Genomic DNA, 16344 nt, shown 5'->3' with positions numbered 1-16344 from the left:
CGTCTTGCATCTCGGCAAATAGGACATACTGTCGCTCACCCATCGGGCCCCGACGTCGCCTGAGGCCGTGTTCCTGGCGTTCAGGGAGATGGCGTGAATTGGGCATCGAGATGGTTTTCTCAGCGAGCGCACAACACCGACCGCTCCATAATCTTCCCGCGACCACCGAAATCTTCCATGGCTACCCCTCAGACTCTTGATTTGAACAGTTCCAATTTGCCGGACACATTGCGCCCCTGAGTCCATCGGTGGATGGGCCAATCAGGGGACTTGCGATGGCAAACCTAACAATTAACGGAAAAACCTTCACGCTCGACGTCGAGCCGGACACGCCGCTGCTCTGGGCGATCCGCGAGAATGCCGGCCTCACCGGCACCAAATACGGCTGCGGCATTGCACAATGCGGCGCCTGCACCGTCCATATGGACGGTGTCGCCACCCGCTCCTGCGGGATCTCGGTCGCCGAGGCCGAGGGCAAAAAGATCACCACGATCGAGGGCCTCGCCTCCGGCAGCACGCTGCACAAGGTGCAGCAGGCCTGGATTGCCAAGGACGTCCCGCAATGCGGCTATTGCCAGAGCGGCATGATTATGGCCGTGGCGGCACTGCTGAGCGAGAAGCCGAAGCCGACCGATGCCGACATCGACGAGGCCATCACCAATATCTGCCGCTGCGGCACCTTCCAGCAGGTGCGCGAAGCGATCCACACGATCGCAAGCGCCTGAGGAGCCGACACATGAACAAGCACGTTTCTCCCAAAATGAACCGCCGCGCCTTCGTCATCGGCACCGCTGCTGTCGGCACGGGCCTCGCCATCGGCCTCGACCTCCCCTTCGGCGGCCCCGCCGTGGTCCGCGCGGCCGACGGCTCGCCCGAGGTCAATGCCTGGGTCGTGATCCGGCCCGACGACACCGTGGTGATCCGCATCGCCCGCTCCGAGATGGGCCAGGGCTCGCTCACCGGCCTCGCCCAGCTCGTCGCCGAGGAGCTCGAATGCGACTGGTCGAAGGTGACGACCGAATACCCGACCCCCGGCCAGAGTGTCGCCCGCAAGCGCGTCTGGGGCGATTTCTCGACCGGCGGCAGCCGCGGCATCCGCGGCTCGCAGGATTATGTCCGCAAGGGTGGCGCGACCGCGCGCGTGATGCTGATCGAGGCCGCCGCCAATGAATGGAAAGTGCCGGCGTCCGAATGCACCGTGGCTAGGGGCGTCATCACCCACAAGGCTTCGGGTAAGACGACGACCTACGGCAAGGTCGCCGAGGCCGCGGCAAAGCTGACGCCGCCAATCGACGTCAAGCTCAAGGATCCCAAGGACTGGACGATCGTAGGCAAGGGCCTGCTGCGGCTCGACACCGCCGACAAGACCACCGGCACAATGGTCTATGGCATCGACATCAAGCTGCCGGGCATGCTGAACGCCGCGATCAAGGATTGCCCTGTGTTCGGCGGCAAGGTGAAGAGTTTTGACGAAGCCAAGATCACCGGCATGAAAGGCGTCAAGAAGATCGTCAAGGTCAGCGACAGCGCAGTCGCGGTGGTTGCCGACACCTGGTGGCACGCCAAGACCGCGCTGGAAGCGCTGCCGATCGTCTGGGACGAAGGCGACAACGCAAAGGTCTCGAGCGAGACGATTGCGAAGTGGCTGGCCGAGGGTCTCGACGACGCGCAGCCGGCCTATGTCGGCAACAGGAATGGTGACGTGAGGGCGGCGATTGCCGGCGCCGCCAAGAAAGTCGAGGCCGTCTACAACTATCCCTACCAGAACCACGCCACGATGGAGCCGATGAACGCCACCGCGCTCTACACCGCGGACAAATGCGAGGTCTGGTGCGGCACGCAGAATGGCGAGGCGGCCTTCGCGGCGGTGCTGGAGGCCTCGGGCCTGCCGGCGGAGAAGTGCGACGTGCACAAGGTGATGCTCGGCGGCGGCTTCGGCCGGCGCGGCATGACGGACTATGTCCGCCAGGCCGTCGCGATCGCCAAGCAGATGCCGGGCACGCCGATCAAGCTGTTGTGGTCGCGCGAAGAGGACATGACGCATGGCAGGTATCACCCGATCACCCAGTGCAAGCTGACCGGCGCGTTCGATGCCGACAACAATCTGGTCGCGCTGCACTACCGCCTGTCCGGGCAGTCGATCCTGTTCTCGGTGCGCCCCGACGCGCTGCAGAACGGCATGGATCCGGCGGCATTCCAGGGCGTCGCCCAATCCGGCGAAGCCGCGCTCGGCTATTCGGTGCCCAACCTCCTGGTCGAGCATTCGATGCGCAACCCGCACGTTCCGCCCGGCTTCTGGCGCGGCGTGAACGTCAATCACAACGCGATCTACATGGAATGCTTCATGGACGAGCTCGCCCATGCCGCAGGCCAGGACCCGCTCGAATTCCGCCGCAAGCTGTTGGGCAAGAACCCCAAGCATCTGGCGGTGCTCAATGCGGTGGCCGAGAAGATCGGCTGGACCACGCCGGCGCCGCAAGGCGTCTATCGCGGCATTGCGCAGGTGATGGGCTATGGCAGCTATGTCGCCGGCGCCGCCGAAATCTCGGTGACCGACGGCAGCAAGATCAAGGTGCTTCGCATCGTCGCCTCCACCGACCCCGGCTACGTCGTCAATCCGGCACAGGTGGAGCGGCAGATCGCGGGCTCCTTCGTCTATGGCCTCTCGGCGCTGTTCTACGGCGGCTGCACCGTCAAGGACGGCCGCATCGAGCAAACCAACTTCGACACCTTCAACTCGATGCGCATCAACGAGATGCCGAAAGTTGAGTCGGTGATGGTGCCGAGCGGCGGGTTCTGGGGCGGTGTCGGCGAGCCGACCATCGGTGTTGCGGCGCCTGCGGTGCTGAACGCCTATTTCGCAGCGACGGGCAAGCGCATCCGCTCGGTGCCGCTGCGCGACCAGAACATCAGCTTCGCGTAAGAAAAGCCGCGGCGGTCATAACGGCCGCCGCGGCACTTGCCTGGATGATCCGCATGACCACGCGACCGATGACACGGCGAACTGCCGTGCTCGGCATCACCGCCGCGACCGCGACATTGGCGCGGCCATCGGTCTTGCGTGCGCAATCGACAGGCCGCGTCGTCGTGGTCGGTGGCGGCTTCGGCGGCGCGGCCTGCGCCCGCGCGCTCAAGCGCGCGCAAGGAGACTTGCAGGTCATCCTGATCGAACCCAATGCGGTCTTCACCTCATGCCCCTTCAGCAACGAGGTGATCGCGGGCCTGCGCGACATCGAAGCGCAGCAGTTTGATTACGACAAGCTGGCTGCCGAGGGCGTCACCGTGATCGGCCAGACGGTGACCACCATCGAGCCGCAGCTGCGTAGCGTCATGACGGCCGATGGCGTCGCCCTGCCCTATGACCGCCTCGTGCTCTCGCCCGGCATCGATTTCCATTTCGAGGCGCTGCCCGGCTATGACGAGGCCGCATCGGAAAAGATGCCGCACGCCTGGAAGGCCGGCGCGCAGACGCTGCTGCTGCGCAGGCAGTTGGAGGCGATGGACGACGGCGGCACGGTCGCCATCGCGATTCCTGCCAATCCCTCGCGCTGTCCGCCGGCTCCTTACGAGCGCGCCAGCCTGATCGCGCATTATTTGAAGACCAGGAAGCCGCACTCGAAAGTGCTGATCCTCGATGCCAAGGACAATTTCTCGCAGCAGCGGCTGTTCGAGAAGGCCTGGAAGGAGCTCTACGGCGACATGATCGAGCGCATCGGCCTGTCGCAAGGCGGCCGCGTCACCTCGGTCGATCCCGCGACCAAAACCATCGTCACCGAGTTCGGCAACTACACGCCCGATGTCGCCAACGTCATCCCGCCGCAGCGCGCGGGGCGCATTGCCGAGATCGCCGGCGCAACTGACGCCACCGGCTGGTGTCCGATCGATCCTGTCACCTTCGAGTCGAAGCTCGTCAAAAACGTCCACGTCATCGGCGACGCCTGCCTCGGCGGCGGCATTCCCAAATCGGCATCGGCCGCAAGCGCACAAGGCAAGGCCTGCGCTGCAGCCATCGTCAACCTGCTCGCCGGCCGCGCGCCGGAGGCGCCACGACTGACCGGCGTCTGCTACAACACCGTCGCGCCCGGCTACGGCTTCTCGCTCGCCGGCAATTACCAGCCGAGAGGCGACATCTTTGCCGAGGTCGAGGGCGGCGCGACGAGCCCGGTCGATGCACCGCGCGAACTGCGCGCCCGCGAGGCGGCTGAGGCCGAGCGCTGGTTTCAAACCATCACGGCGGACACCTTTGGCTAGGTCATGATCAAACCAAGCCGCCGCCAAACTCACGGTGCGCCCCCTCCCCCGCTTGCGGGGGAGGGTTGGGGAGAGGGTGTCTCCGCACGCGAGAACCCCCAAGAGGAAAGAGCCCTCACCCGCCGCTGCGCGACGACCTCTCCCGCAAGCGGGAGAGGTAAGAGGAGCCCGCGGCTCGATCTCTCGTCTCACATTCAATCGATTGTCGCTGCGGCGATCACCATCAGCGTTGCACTTGCCTCCAATGCGCGCGCCGAGGGACTCGCGCCTTACAAAATTGTCGGCGACGGCATCGCGAAATCGCTGACGGACGTGCCCGGCGATGCCGCGCGCGGGCGCGCGCTGGTGCTGGCGCGCACGACGACCTGTATCCTCTGCCATTCCGGCCCCTTCCCGGAAACGCGGTTCCAGGGCGACCTCGCGCCTGATCTCACCGGCGCGGGGAACCGCTGGACGGTGAGCCAGTTGCGGCTTCGGATGGTCGACGCCGCGCGCTTCAACCCGGACACCATCATGCCGTCCTATTATCGCAATGACGGTCTTGTGCGCGTCGGGCGCAGTTTTGCCGGCAAGCCTATATTGTCGGCCGCCGAGATCGAGGACATCGTCGCCTATCTTGCAACACTTCGGGACTAGGACTGGTCATGCCAACGACGCGACGACAATTCTTGAGCCTGGCTGGCGCTGTCACGGTCATCCCGATCGTTACACTACGGCCGCTCGAAGCAACGCCGGCCATGCTCAACACCGCGATCCGCAACGTTGTCGGCGAAGCGCCAATTCGCGCCGGCAAGGTCAAGCTCGACATCCCGCCGCTGGTCGAGAACGGCAACACGGTGCCGATGACGGTGAGCGTCGCGAGCCCGATGACGGTGGACGACTACGTCAAGAGCATCCACGTCTTCAACGAGAAGAACCCGCAGCCGAACATCGGTAATTTCTATCTGAACCCGTCTTCCGGCCGTGCCCAGATCTCGACGCGGATCCGGCTCGCCGACACCCAGAAGGTGGTCGCGATCGCCCGCCTCTCCGACGACAGCTTCTGGCAGGTCGCAGCCGATATTGTCGTGACGCTGGCTGCCTGCACCGAGGAGGTGAACTGATGGCCGCGCTCATCAATGTTCCCGCGAAGGCCAAACGCGGCGATATCATCGAGATCCGCACGCTGACCTCGCACATCATGGAAACCGGCTTTCGCCGCACCATGGACGGTGCGCTGGTGCCGCGCGACATCATCACGAGCTTCACCTGCCGCTACAACGGCGCCGAGATCTTCCGCGCCGATCTGTTTCCGGCCATCGCCGCCAATCCGTATTTGTCCTTCTTCACGGTCGCCAAGGAGAGCGGCAAGTTCGAATTCGAATGGATTGGCGACAATGGCTATTCGTCCACCGCATCGGCATCGATCACGGTCGAATGATTTTTTCGCGCGCGATAGTGCTGGCGGCGCTTGTCGCCACGGCCCCTGCCCTGCTCGCCGGTGAAATCCCGCCCGATGCGCGCCGCTCCGGCTATTCCTTCATGGGCCCCGATACGCGCGCCATGCAGGATGACGACACCTCCAATCCGGGCATGCTGTTCGTGCTCGACGGCGAGGCGCTGTGGACGAAGAAAGCGGGCAGCGCGGACAAGGCATGCGCGGACTGCCATGGCGATGCGCAAAGCAGCATGAAGGGCGTCGCGGCCCGCTATCCCGCCTTCGACAAGGCGCTGGCGCGCGCCGTCACGCTCGACCAGCGCATCAACCTCTGCCGCGCCAATCATCAGCAGGCGGAACCGCTGCCCTACGAGAGCCGCGACATCCTGGCGCTGTCTGCCTTCGTTGCCCACCAATCGCGCGGCGTCGCAATCACCGCCGGCGACGATCCACAACTCAAACCCTTCGTCGAGCAAGGCCGCAATCTCTTCATGCAGCGCGAGGGTCAGCTCGACCTGGCCTGCACCAATTGCCACGACGACAACTTTGAGAAGCGCCTCGCGGGCTCGCCGATCACGCAGGCGCAGCCGACAGGCTATCCGCTCTATCGGCTGGAATGGCAGACGCTGGGATCGCTGGAGCGGCGGTTGCGCAGCTGCATGACCGGCGTCCGCGCCCAGGCCTATGATTACGGCACACCCGAGCTGGTCGCGCTCGAGCTCTATCTGATGGCGCGCGCACGCGGTATGCCGATGGAAACGCCAGCGGTGCGACCGTAACGCCCAAATTAGGGCTAGGCAGGCGTGGAGCGGTCGCTAGTATCCCCCCAAAGAATTGAATCATAGGGAGGAACTAAAGTGGCTGACCATAAGATCTCGCGCCGCACGCTGTTGACGGGCACCGCTGCAGCCGGCGCGCTCAGCCTGACCGGGCTTCCGGCGCGCGCCGAGGTAAATTGGAAGAAATACGCAGGCACCAAGCTGGAGGTGATTCTCGCGAAAGGCCCGCGCGGCGATAATCTGCAAAAATACGTCAAGGAATTCACCGAGCTCACCGGTATCCAGGTCGAGTCCGAGCAGATTCCCGAGCAGCAGCAGCGACAGAAATGCGTCATCGAGCTCACCTCGGGCCGCCCGAGCTTCGACGTCGTCCATATCAGCTATCACGTGCAGAAGCGGCAGTTCGAGAAAGCCGGCTGGCTTGCCGACATGACGCCCTTCATGAAGGATCCGACGCTGACCGCGCCCGACCTCGTCGAGAGCGATTTCTCGGCCGCCGGCCTGCAATACGCCAAGAACGACAAGGGCCAGATGCTGTCGCTGCCCTGGTCGGTCGATTATTTCATCCTCTACTACAACAAGGAGCTGTTTCAGAAGAAGGGTGTTGCCGTCCCCAAGACGCTCGACGAAATGGTCGCGGCCGCGGAGAAGCTCACCGATCCCAAGGAGGGCACTTTCGGCTTCGTTGGGCGCGGCTTGCGCAACGCCAACATGACGTTGTGGACCAACTTCTTCCTCAACTATGGCGGTGAATTCCTCGACGCCAAGGGCAACATCCTGACCGACGGTCCGGAGGCCATCGAGGCGACCAAGCTCTACCAGACGCTGCTGACGAAAGTCGCTCCGCCCGGCGTCGCCGGCTTCAACTGGATGGAGTCGATGGCCTCGTTCACGCAAGGACGTTCGGCGATGTGGATCGACGGTGTCGGCTGGGCGCCGCCGCTGGAGGATCCGGCTGCCTCGCGCGTCGTCGGCAAAGTTGGCTACACCGTGGTGCCTGCCGGACCGAAGGGGCAGTATTCGGCCACCTATGGCGACGGCATCGGCATCGCCGCGGCGAGCAAGAACAAGGAAGCCGCCTATCTGCTCTGCCAGTGGATCGTCTCGAAGCAGCAGGGCGCGCGGCTGTTGCAGGCCGGCGGCGGTGTGCCGTTCCGCAGCTCGATCCTGAATGACCCCGAAGTCCAGAAGGGCGTGAAGACCAAGGAGTGGCTGCAGTCGGTGATCGATTCCGGCAAGATCAGCAAGCTTGGCCTGCCCGTTGTGATCCCGGTCGCCGAATTCCGCGACATCGTCGGCGCGGCGATCACAGCAACCCTGTCCGGCGCCGACCCCGCAACTGAACTGAAGAAGGCCAACGACCAGTACCGGCCGATCCTGGAGCGTAGCGAAAAGGCGTGAGTACGTTGATACAATCGACTCCGGCCGCGGCAAAGTCTGATGCCGCGCCGGAGAAGGAATTGCGACCACCGTCCTACTGGCCGTTCGTGGTGCCGGCGCTGGTTGTCGTGCTCGCAATCATCATCTTCCCGTGGGTGTTCACGATCTGGATGAGCCTGAACGAATGGAAGGTCGGTTCGGCGACCACCTTCGTCGGGTTCTCCAACTATCTGCGGCTGACCAGCGATCCCCGCTTTATCGAGGCGATCGGACATACGCTGGTCTACACCGTGCTGTCGGTGCTGCTGCCGCTCGTGTTCGGCACGTTCGCGGCCGTGGTGTTTCACCAGAAGTTCGCCGGCCGCGGTTTCCTGCGCGGCGTCTTCATCATGCCGATGATGGCCACGCCCGTGGCGATCGCGCTGGTCTGGACCATGATGTTCCACCCGCAGCTCGGCGTGCTCAACTATTTGCTCTCGCTGGTCGGGATCCCTCCGCAGCTCTGGGTATTTCACCCGGCAACAGTGATCCCTTCGCTGGTGCTGGTCGAGACCTGGCAATGGACGCCGCTGGTCATGCTGATCGTGCTCGGCGGCCTCGCCGCGATCCCGACCGAACCTTACGAGAGCGCGCAGATCGACGGCGCCAGCCTGTGGCAGGTGTTCCGCTTCATCACCCTGCCGCTGATCATGCCGTTCCTGTTCATCGCCGGCATGATCCGCATGATCGACGCGGTGAAGAGTTTTGACATCATCTTCGCAATCACGCAGGGCGGACCCGGCTCGGCGTCGGAGACGATCAACCTCTATCTCTACAGCGTCGCGTTCATCTATTACGACCTCGGCTACGGCTCGGCGATCGCGGTCGTATTCTTCCTGCTCATTGTCCTGCTTGCGGCGGTGATGCTCTACGCCCGCCAGCGCATGCTGTGGACCGAGATCGCGAGCGACACATGAGCCCGAAGCAGATCATCGGCAGGATCGGCCTGTGGTTCGCGGTGCTCGTCATCGTGTCGCCGGCGATCCTGTTCTTCCTCTGGATGCTGTCGCTATCACTCAAATTCGAGATCGATAATGCCTCCTACCCGCCGGTGTTCATCCCCGAGCATGTCGCCTGGAAGAACTATGCCGACGTGCTCGCCTCCAACCGCTTCCTGACCTATTTCGTCAACAGCCTGATCGTGACCGGCAGCGCGACTGTGCTCGCGCTCGTCATCGGCGTCCCCGCCGGCTACGGCATCGCGCGCATGGCTGCGCACAAATCCGCGATCGTGATCCTGATCGCCCGTATCACGCCCGGCCTGTCCTACTTGATCCCGCTGTTCCTGCTGTTCCAGTGGCTCGGCTTGCTCGGCACGCTGGTGCCGCAGATCATCATTCACCTGGTGGTGACGGTACCGATCGTGATCTGGATCATGATCGGCTATTTCGAGACCACGCCGATGGAGCTGGAGGAAGCAGCTCTCATCGACGGCGCCACGCGCTGGCAGGTGTTCCGCCACGTCGCGCTGCCGATTGCCAAGCCCGGCATCGCGGTCGCCTTCATTCTCGCAGTGATCTTCTCCTGGAACAATTTTGTGTTCGGCATCGTGCTGGCCGGGCGCGAGACCCGCACCCTGCCCGTCGCCGTCTACAACATGATCTCGTTCGATCAGCTGAGTTGGGGACCGCTCGCCGCCGCCGCACTGATCGTCACGCTTCCGGTGCTGCTGCTCACGGTGTTCGCCCAGCGGCAGATCGTGGCAGGGCTCACGGCGGGCGCCGTCAAGGGCGGGTGATCGCTCCTCGCCCCTCTATAAGACGGCGCCACGCAGTCACAACAGCTCGGGCGACAGGACGCTGACGGGTCCTCAACGGATCTGGACGACGACCTTCCCCTTGGCTCGCCCCGTCTCGAGACATGCGAGCGCCTCTCTTGCCTGCTCGAACGGAAAGACCTTGTCGATCACCGGCCGGATGTGCCCGGCACCGAGCAACTCGCCGAGCTCCGCGAGTTGGGCTCCGTCCGGGTGTACGAACAGGAACGAATACGCGGCGCGGATTGCCTGGGCACGCCGAATGATCTTGCGGCTCAGCAACCCGAACAGAAACACCATGAAGACATTCATGCCGCGAGCACGGGCGAATGCAGCGTCAGGTGGCCCGACGAGAGAGACGATTGCGCTCCCAGGCTTCAATATCCGAAGCGACGAAGACGAGTGCTCTCATGTTTGCATATGTCGGGTTTTCGGGTCGTCGCTATGAGCAGGAGGCGCTTGCACCGACCGCATGCGGTCAGAAGGCACGCGCGGTGCGGGGCGGTTGCGATGCGGTTGCCACATCGAGTCGGAGGTCCTTTCGGATCCCGGCATCGACCAAACCAGCCGGCGCAAATCTGCGAAGCAACCGCAGGCGGTTCGCGAGCTTGCCGGCCGCGTACCGGACTTTCGGATGTGCAACGCTCGCCGCTTTCAGAACCGTGTCGGCCACGACGCCGGGGTCCTCAGCCGTTGTCATAACCTCGTTCACCCGTTTGGTGACGTGCGCACGAGCCTCGCGATATACGTCGAGCTTGGCATCCGGCTCCATGAAGTTCGCGTCGAATGGTGTCTTCGTGTACGCAGGCTCGATGACCGAGACCCGGATGCCCCGCGTGCGCAGTTCATGGTCGAGCGATTCCGAATAGCCTTCCACAGCGTGCTTGGTGGCGGCATAGAGCGCGCCGTACGGCATCGGCAGAAAGCCGAGCACGGAACCGATGTTGATGATGCGACCATTCCCCTGGCGTCGCATGTGAGGCACGACGGCACGCGTCATCCGGACCAGTCCGAAAAAGTTCGTTTCGAAAATCGATCGGGCCTGTTCGATCGAGCTCTCTTCCGCGCCCGCCGGGGCGACGCCAAAACCGGCATTGTTCACGAGCAGATCGATGCGACCCTCGCGCCGCATCACTTCGCTGACGGCGGCTTCGACGGATTCATCGCTGGTCACGTCGAGGGCAATCATCTCGTACGACCGCTTACCCTGCGCTCCTCGTCTGCTGGTGCCGTACACCTTGTAGCCGGCTTGCGCGAGCCGCTCCGCCGTGGCTTCGCCGATGCCTGATGAGGCGCCGGTAACGAGTGCGATCTTCGTGTCGGTCGTATTCACGAGCTTCTCCTGTGAGGGTGCCAGCCCCGAATATTTTTGATTACGATCGTAATCATTGATATACATGACGATCGTCATTATAATTGTCAAGTACCGGGATCGAGGATCAGCGAAATGCGCGTTTCAAAGGAACAAGCAGCTAAAAATCGCGAGCGGATTCTCGAGGCCGCCTCCCGCCTGATGCGAGAGCGCGGTATTTCAGGCATGGGCGTTGACGCCCTGGCCGACGCTGCCGGAATGACCCATGGCAGCCTGTACAGTCAGTTCGGCTCGAAAGACCGCCTCGTCGAAGAAGCTGTGGCCTACGCCATCGTCGCCAAAGGGCGCGAAGTGCCTGACGGATTTGCGCTGGCCGACTATTTTTCCGAATACCTCTCGGCGAGGCACCGCGACGAACCGGGAAGCGGTTGCCCTTTCGCGGCCCTATCTTGCGAGATGCCGCGCCAAAGCGGCGGCGTGAGAGAAAGCTTCACGGCCGGAGTGCGGGGCATGATCGCGCTGCTGAGTGCTCGACTGGCCTCAACGCTAAAACCGCGCCAGCGCGAAGAAAAGGCGCTCGCAATGGCCGCCTCCCTGGTCGGGGCACTCGTGCTCGCCCGGGCAGTGAATGATCCCAAACTATCGGACGACCTTCTTCGCGCCACCAGGAACCGGCTAGCCGATTGATCGCGCATCGCAGCGCCGCTGCTTCTACGTGGAGTTGACGGACGGTCCGCGCGCACCTATGCTACATCGTGTAGCGCTACTTGAAGTGACACAAACCGAAAACCTCCCCGGTCCCGGGTCTGTAACGCGAGAGAGATGCGACATGTCAGCTCGCCCCCTGATCCCGCGCCGAAAACTGTTTGGCAATCCAACCTATGTCGGCGCCAAGTTGTCACCCGATGGGCAATGGCTGTCCTGGCTCGCCCCTGTCGACGACGTTCTGAATGTCTGGGTTTCTCCGGTCGACAGCATTGCAGCAGGCCAGCCCGTGACGCGCACCAGGGGCCGGCCGATCAACTGGCAGACCTGGAGCCCGGATGGCCGCTACATCATGTTTCTCAACGATGAGAACGGGGACGAAAATCTGCATTTATTCGTGGTCGATCCGCGCACCCTGGAGCTCCGCGATCTGACGCCCTTCGCGAACGTCCGGGCGCTGCCAACCTACTGGTCGCACGTCGTGCCGGACAAGATCGCGATCAATCTCAACGATCGCGACCCGCGATGGCACGACACCTTTCTGCTCGATCTGGCAACCGACGAGCGCTCTCTGATCTGGGAAAACCGTCAGGAGTTCGACTACGTCGGGCTTGATTGGCAACTGAGGCCGCGCCACGCCCGCAGCAACGCGTCCGACGGAGGTACGCGGCTTTGGCGCCTCGACGACGGCAAGGTCACGCATTGGCGCGATGTCCCGTTTGAGGCCTATACGAGCACGCGGCTCTGGACGTTCGATGCCGGATGCAACCACCTCCACATGAGCTCGAGCCTGGAGCACGACAAGTCGGCGCTGCTGCGGATCGACTGGTCGAGTGGCGAAGAGCGCGTCCTGTATCGAAGCGACCGCGCCGACGTGACGGGCGCCATCTTCAATACCAAAACCTTCGAGCCGGAAGCCGTCTGCATCGATCCCGGTCGGCAGGAATGGACGGCTTTGACGCCTGCGATTGCGGCCGAGCTTGATCTGATCAAGGCGCGACTGCCGGACGACGCGTTTCATGTTGAGAGCCAAAGCGACGATGGCCGCCGATGGATCGTGGCGGGCCACGCGCCGGATCAACCGGTCACATATCATCTCCTTGACCGAGACAAGCAGACCCTGACCGAGCTGTTCACGGCCCGACCCGAGCTCAAGCCATACCGGCTCGCGCCGATGCAGGAAGTTCAGGGCAAGTCGCGCGACGGCCTCACCCTTGTCTCATACCTCACGCTGCCCGCCGACATCAATGGCGCCCGCCCGCCCCGGCCGCTGCCGATGGTCCTCATCGTCCATGGCGGCCCGTGGGGCCGTGACATCTACGGCTATCGCAGGGATCACCAATGGCTGGCCGATCGCGGCTATGCCGTGCTTTCGGTCAACTATCGGGGATCGACGGGCTTCGGCAAGGCGTTCGTCGCCGCGAGCGAAAAGGAGCACGCGCGAAAGATGCACGACGATCTCATCGACATGGTCGATTGGGCGATCGCCGAAGGCATCGCGCAAAAAGACAAGGTCGCGATCTTCGGCCTGTCCTATGGCGGACTGGCCTCGTTCGTCGGCGCGACCTTCACGCCGGACGTGTTTTGTTGTTCGGTGCCGGTGGTCGGCATCTCCAATTTGCAAACGCTGCTGGAATCGATGCCGCCCTACTGGGCCGGCTTCGCCGAGTTCATGTATCGCAGCTACGGCGATCCCCGCACCGAGGAAGGCCGCAAGCTGCTGGCCGAACGCTCACCGATCAACAAGGTCGACAATATCAAGAAGCCCATGCTGATCTTCCATGGCGCCAACGACGTTCGCTGCAAGATCGCGGAGAGCGACAGCATCGCGGCGGCCATGCAGGCGAAGAACATTCCCGTGACTTACATCGTCTATCCAGACGAGGGACACGGATTCCAGAGGCCGCCCAATCAGCTCTCCCATCTCGCGATTGCCGAAGCGTTCTTTGCACGGCATCTGGGCGGCGCCTCCGAGCCCGTTGGCGAGGATTTCAAGGGATCCAGTCACGAGGTTCGTGCCGGGGCCGATATCCTGTCCGATCTGGGTGTGGCCTGAAAAAAGCGGCCGGGCGACATGGTGTCCCCCGGCCGCGATCAAGGCTGGCTGATGCCTACTCCGCCGGGGCGGCGTGCATCTCCGGATGCGCGGCATAATGCTCGGTGCTGCCGAACTTGCTGGCTGCGAACAGGCCGGCCGCCACCACGGCATAAGCAAACGCCACCGCGGGCGTCACGCCGATGCCGACGGCCTCGCCATGCATGAAGCCGAAAAACGTCAGCACTGCCCCGACGAGAGCGAAGGCCGATGCCTTTTCGAAGTCGCGTTCGATGATGAAGACGCCGATCGCACCCAGGATGAGGCCGCCGAGGATGGAGCCACCGCCCATGACTTCGAGCCCGTGATAGAACACGCCCTGCTGCGGCAGTGCTGCGATCGCCGCGGCCTTGACCGCGTCGGCCTTGTCGGCCGCCATGCCGCCGACAGTCGCCGCAGCATTCATGGTCGAGCCCAGCATCGTGTCGATCTGGAGCTTGGCCCAGGCGGCGAGATGCGGCGTGAAGGCCAGCGCCACGGCGGGCGCGTGCTTCGACGGCGTGGTCTGGAAGGCCTGTGCGGTCATCAGCATGCCGATATAGAGCAGGATCGGCGAGATCGCGACGACAGGCACCAGCGCCAGCAGCACCGAGATGACGCCGAACCAGGACAGCACCACCACCATGATGCCGGTCGCAGCCGAATAGCCGATGCGACCGCCCATCGCCTTCCAGCCGGGATGACCGATATAGACCGCGTTGATGAAGGGATTGCCCATCAGGCAGCCGATCAGGCTGACGACGCCGTCGGCGGTCAGCACCCGCGTGGTCGGATATTCGTCGCCCGCGGCTTCCGCGCTCTCGACATTGTCCATGGCCTCGACGAGATCGTAGATGCCGAACGGAATGGCGGTGACCAGGATGACGCCGAGATATTCGAAGCCGGAGAAGACATAGTTCACCGCCGGGATCGGCACCGAGAAGCCGAAATTGGCGAAGGCATCACCGACGCCCTTGATGCTCAATCCGCCGAGGCCGAGACCGAACAGGTTCGAGCCCCAGGCGATGATCATGCCGACCACGATCGCGACCAGACCGGCTGGAACGCTCCTCGGATATTTCACGCCACCGAACCAGCTCACCAGAATGACGGCGAAGCAGACCAGACCGATCTGCGGCGTCATGTACATCTCGAGCGCCGGACGCATCGCGATGAAGGTCAGCGAGACGCCTGCGAGCGTACCGAGCAGCGCGGCGCGTGGGGTGATCTTGCGAATGAACGGCGCAATGAAGCCGCCGATCATGAGGATAAAACTCTGGAAGAACACCCAGACAAGGCCGGCCGACCAGCCCTTCAGCGGATCGCCGGTCTTGAGCGTCACCGGCAGCATGATCACGAAGGTGACGATGAACATGTGCGGCACGCTGACGCCCGACGGCAGCGCACAGACATCGCTGCGGCCAGTCTTCTGCGCCAGACGATAGGCGAGGAACGCATAGTAGAAGGTGGAGAGGCACATCATCAGCCCCAGCGCGGGCAGGATGCGGCCGAACACGAGACTGTCCGGCATCTTCAGCACGAAGCGCAAGAGGCCCGTGAGCACCAGCATGTTGACGAGGATGTTGGTGCCGAAGCCGAAAAACGCGTTCCAGTCGCCCGATGTCCATAGTGCCGGCTGAAAAGCGGACTTGCCGGCCGTCCCCGTCGATGCGCTCATGATGCTACCCCTATGTGGTCGAAACCTTCATTGCCTCCAGTACTGCGGCTGAGTCCGCGACCCAGCCGAAGATGCCGCCCTGGGCCTTGATCATCTTCAGGCCCATCTCGTGAAACTCGGGGAAGTAGGACGCGCAGCCATCCGAGATGACGACGCAGCGATAGCCGCGGTCATTGGCCTCGCGCACGGTGGTGTTGACGCACACCTCCGTGGTGACGCCGCACACCAGAAGATTCTCGATGCCGTATTTCTCCAGCACATCGGTCAGCTCGGTGGCGTAGAACGCACCCTTGCCGGGCTTGTCGATCACGACCTCGCTGTCGAGCGGATAAAGCTCGGGGATGATGTCGTGACCGGCTTCACCGCGAATGAGAATGCGGCCCATCGGACCGGGATCGCCGATGCGCAGGGACGGCGCGCCGCGCTCGACTTTCGCCGGCGGCGCATCGGAGAGATCGGGCAGATGGCCCTCGCGCGTATGGACGACGAGCATGCCGGTGTCGCGCGCCGCCTTGAGCAGCGCACCGATCGGCTTCACCGCGCGCGCGAGCTGGCTGACGTCGTTGCCGAGCGTCTCGCCGAAGCCGCCGGGCTCCATAAAGTCGCGCTGCATGTCGATGATCACAAGCGCGGTGCTCGACCAGTCGAGCTGGATCGGCTCGGGCTCGGCGCTGATCACGCCCAGTGTCGACTTGGTTGAGTTCAACATGACGCAGGCCCCCGCGAGAACTCTCGTTGCCAGGAGTTCTGCAAACGCCGTGCCATTGTGTACAATAGCGATTGAACGCGCAGCGCAGAGAAATTCGCTGCGCTATCAGAATGTTATCGGAAGAGATCGTGTCTGCTTATTCGCTGTGCGACGACTTTGCGACGTGCATTTGCTCAAAGGATGAGCGGTCTCCGTCGTCATTCCGGGGCGACGCGTAAGCGTCGAACCCGGAATCCATCGGCGG

General features: G+C 63.4%; 15 protein-coding genes and 1 pseudogene. 12 read left to right on the top strand and 4 right to left on the bottom strand.

What is annotated here, in order from left to right; all coding sequences use genetic code 11:
• The first annotated feature begins 275 nt into the window (after window positions 1–275).
• The 10 genes from V1280_RS40315 (at window position 276) to V1280_RS40270 (ending at window position 9604) form a co-directional block, all read left to right on the top strand.
• Window positions 276–725, top strand: coding sequence for a (2Fe-2S)-binding protein (locus V1280_RS40315; RefSeq protein ID WP_334536239.1), 450 nt, complete (start codon window positions 276–278; stop codon window positions 723–725).
• An 11-nt stretch (window positions 726–736) separates the two neighbouring features.
• Complete coding sequence (locus V1280_RS40310) at window positions 737–2923, top strand: xanthine dehydrogenase family protein molybdopterin-binding subunit (protein ID WP_334536238.1); 2187 nt, start codon at window positions 737–739, stop codon at window positions 2921–2923.
• Window positions 2924–2967: 44 nt separating this feature from the next.
• The gene (locus tag V1280_RS40305; RefSeq protein WP_334536236.1) at window positions 2968–4251 is read left to right on the top strand and encodes an NAD(P)/FAD-dependent oxidoreductase; all 1284 of its coding nucleotides are present in this window, start codon (window positions 2968–2970) and stop codon (window positions 4249–4251) included.
• A 192-nt stretch (window positions 4252–4443) separates the two neighbouring features.
• Window positions 4444–4887 carry a sulfur oxidation c-type cytochrome SoxX gene (gene soxX, locus V1280_RS40300; protein WP_334538534.1) on the top strand — a complete coding sequence of 148 codons (444 nt, stop codon included), beginning with the start codon at window positions 4444–4446 and terminating at the stop codon, window positions 4885–4887.
• Between the two features lie 8 nt (window positions 4888–4895).
• Window positions 4896–5354, top strand: coding sequence for a SoxY-related AACIE arm protein (locus tag V1280_RS40295; protein ID WP_334536234.1), 459 nt, complete (start codon window positions 4896–4898; stop codon window positions 5352–5354).
• Window positions 5354–5671: a thiosulfate oxidation carrier complex protein SoxZ gene (gene soxZ / locus V1280_RS40290; RefSeq protein ID WP_334536232.1), complete on the top strand. Its 318-nt coding sequence runs from the start codon at window positions 5354–5356 to the stop codon at window positions 5669–5671. Before V1280_RS40295 ends, soxZ begins: the two co-directional genes overlap by 1 nt.
• Window positions 5668–6447 (top strand): sulfur oxidation c-type cytochrome SoxA, encoded by a 780-nt coding sequence (gene soxA, locus V1280_RS40285; RefSeq protein ID WP_334536230.1) that lies wholly within the window; start codon window positions 5668–5670, stop codon window positions 6445–6447. The genes soxZ and soxA overlap by 4 nt, the downstream gene beginning before the upstream one ends.
• A gap of 78 nt (window positions 6448–6525) precedes the next feature.
• Complete coding sequence (locus V1280_RS40280; RefSeq protein ID WP_334536229.1) at window positions 6526–7848, top strand: ABC transporter substrate-binding protein; 1323 nt, start codon at window positions 6526–6528, stop codon at window positions 7846–7848.
• Window positions 7845–8783, top strand: a complete 939-nt coding sequence (locus V1280_RS40275; RefSeq protein ID WP_334536227.1) for a carbohydrate ABC transporter permease — start codon at window positions 7845–7847, stop codon at window positions 8781–8783. The genes V1280_RS40280 and V1280_RS40275 overlap by 4 nt, the downstream gene beginning before the upstream one ends.
• Window positions 8780–9604: a carbohydrate ABC transporter permease gene (locus V1280_RS40270; protein ID WP_334536225.1), complete on the top strand. Its 825-nt coding sequence runs from the start codon at window positions 8780–8782 to the stop codon at window positions 9602–9604. Before V1280_RS40275 ends, V1280_RS40270 begins: the two co-directional genes overlap by 4 nt.
• 72 nt (window positions 9605–9676) lie before the next feature.
• Here V1280_RS40270 and V1280_RS40265 read toward each other — a convergent pair.
• Both V1280_RS40265 and V1280_RS40260 read right to left on the bottom strand, forming a co-directional pair.
• A pseudogene (locus V1280_RS40265) lies at window positions 9677–10009 on the bottom strand (zinc-binding dehydrogenase); the annotation flags it as partial.
• Between the two features lie 91 nt (window positions 10010–10100).
• A complete protein-coding gene (locus V1280_RS40260; protein ID WP_442895193.1) occupies window positions 10101–11033 on the bottom strand; it encodes an oxidoreductase in 933 nt (310 codons plus the stop codon).
• A 36-nt stretch (window positions 11034–11069) separates the two neighbouring features.
• Here V1280_RS40260 and V1280_RS40255 point away from each other — a divergent pair, with 36 nt between their 5' ends.
• Both V1280_RS40255 and V1280_RS40250 read left to right on the top strand, forming a co-directional pair.
• A complete protein-coding gene (locus V1280_RS40255; protein ID WP_334536223.1) occupies window positions 11070–11621 on the top strand; it encodes a TetR/AcrR family transcriptional regulator in 552 nt (183 codons plus the stop codon).
• A gap of 142 nt (window positions 11622–11763) precedes the next feature.
• Window positions 11764–13695 (top strand): S9 family peptidase, encoded by a 1932-nt coding sequence (locus tag V1280_RS40250; protein WP_334536222.1) that lies wholly within the window; start codon window positions 11764–11766, stop codon window positions 13693–13695.
• Between the two features lie 55 nt (window positions 13696–13750).
• Here the strand turns inward: V1280_RS40250 and V1280_RS40245 are convergent, their stop codons facing one another.
• Window positions 13751–15391: a regulator gene (locus V1280_RS40245; protein ID WP_334536221.1), complete on the bottom strand. Its 1641-nt coding sequence runs from the start codon at window positions 15389–15391 to the stop codon at window positions 13751–13753.
• Window positions 15392–15401: 10 nt separating this feature from the next.
• Window positions 15402–16100 carry a cysteine hydrolase family protein gene (locus tag V1280_RS40240; protein ID WP_334536220.1) on the bottom strand — a complete coding sequence of 233 codons (699 nt, stop codon included), beginning with the start codon at window positions 16098–16100 and terminating at the stop codon, window positions 15402–15404.
• Between the last annotated feature and the right edge of the window lie 244 nt (window positions 16101–16344).

The organism is Bradyrhizobium sp. AZCC 2230 (assembly GCF_036924495.1).
Classification (GTDB): domain Bacteria; phylum Pseudomonadota; class Alphaproteobacteria; order Rhizobiales; family Xanthobacteraceae; genus Bradyrhizobium; species Bradyrhizobium rifense.
Note: the sequence above shows the minus strand (reverse complement) of the source record. Positions and strands in the feature narration are given on the sequence as shown.

Coding starts and splice junctions, on each gene's coding strand:
- V1280_RS40245 (WP_334536221.1), bottom strand. CDS start 15,391: ATGAGCGCATCGACGGGGACGGCCGGCAAGTCCGCTTTTCAGCCGGCA.
- V1280_RS40315 (WP_334536239.1), top strand. CDS start 276: ATGGCAAACCTAACAATTAACGGAAAAACCTTCACGCTCGACGTCGAG.
- soxZ (WP_334536232.1), top strand. CDS start 5,354: ATGGCCGCGCTCATCAATGTTCCCGCGAAGGCCAAACGCGGCGATATC.
- V1280_RS40270 (WP_334536225.1), top strand. CDS start 8,780: ATGAGCCCGAAGCAGATCATCGGCAGGATCGGCCTGTGGTTCGCGGTG.
- V1280_RS40310 (WP_334536238.1), top strand. CDS start 737: ATGAACAAGCACGTTTCTCCCAAAATGAACCGCCGCGCCTTCGTCATC.
- soxA (WP_334536230.1), top strand. CDS start 5,668: ATGATTTTTTCGCGCGCGATAGTGCTGGCGGCGCTTGTCGCCACGGCC.
- V1280_RS40305 (WP_334536236.1), top strand. CDS start 2,968: ATGATCCGCATGACCACGCGACCGATGACACGGCGAACTGCCGTGCTC.
- V1280_RS40260 (WP_442895193.1), bottom strand. CDS start 11,033: ATGACGATCGTCATGTATATCAATGATTACGATCGTAATCAAAAATAT.
- V1280_RS40250 (WP_334536222.1), top strand. CDS start 11,764: ATGTCAGCTCGCCCCCTGATCCCGCGCCGAAAACTGTTTGGCAATCCA.
- V1280_RS40255 (WP_334536223.1), top strand. CDS start 11,070: ATGCGCGTTTCAAAGGAACAAGCAGCTAAAAATCGCGAGCGGATTCTC.
- V1280_RS40295 (WP_334536234.1), top strand. CDS start 4,896: ATGCCAACGACGCGACGACAATTCTTGAGCCTGGCTGGCGCTGTCACG.
- V1280_RS40240 (WP_334536220.1), bottom strand. CDS start 16,100: ATGTTGAACTCAACCAAGTCGACACTGGGCGTGATCAGCGCCGAGCCC.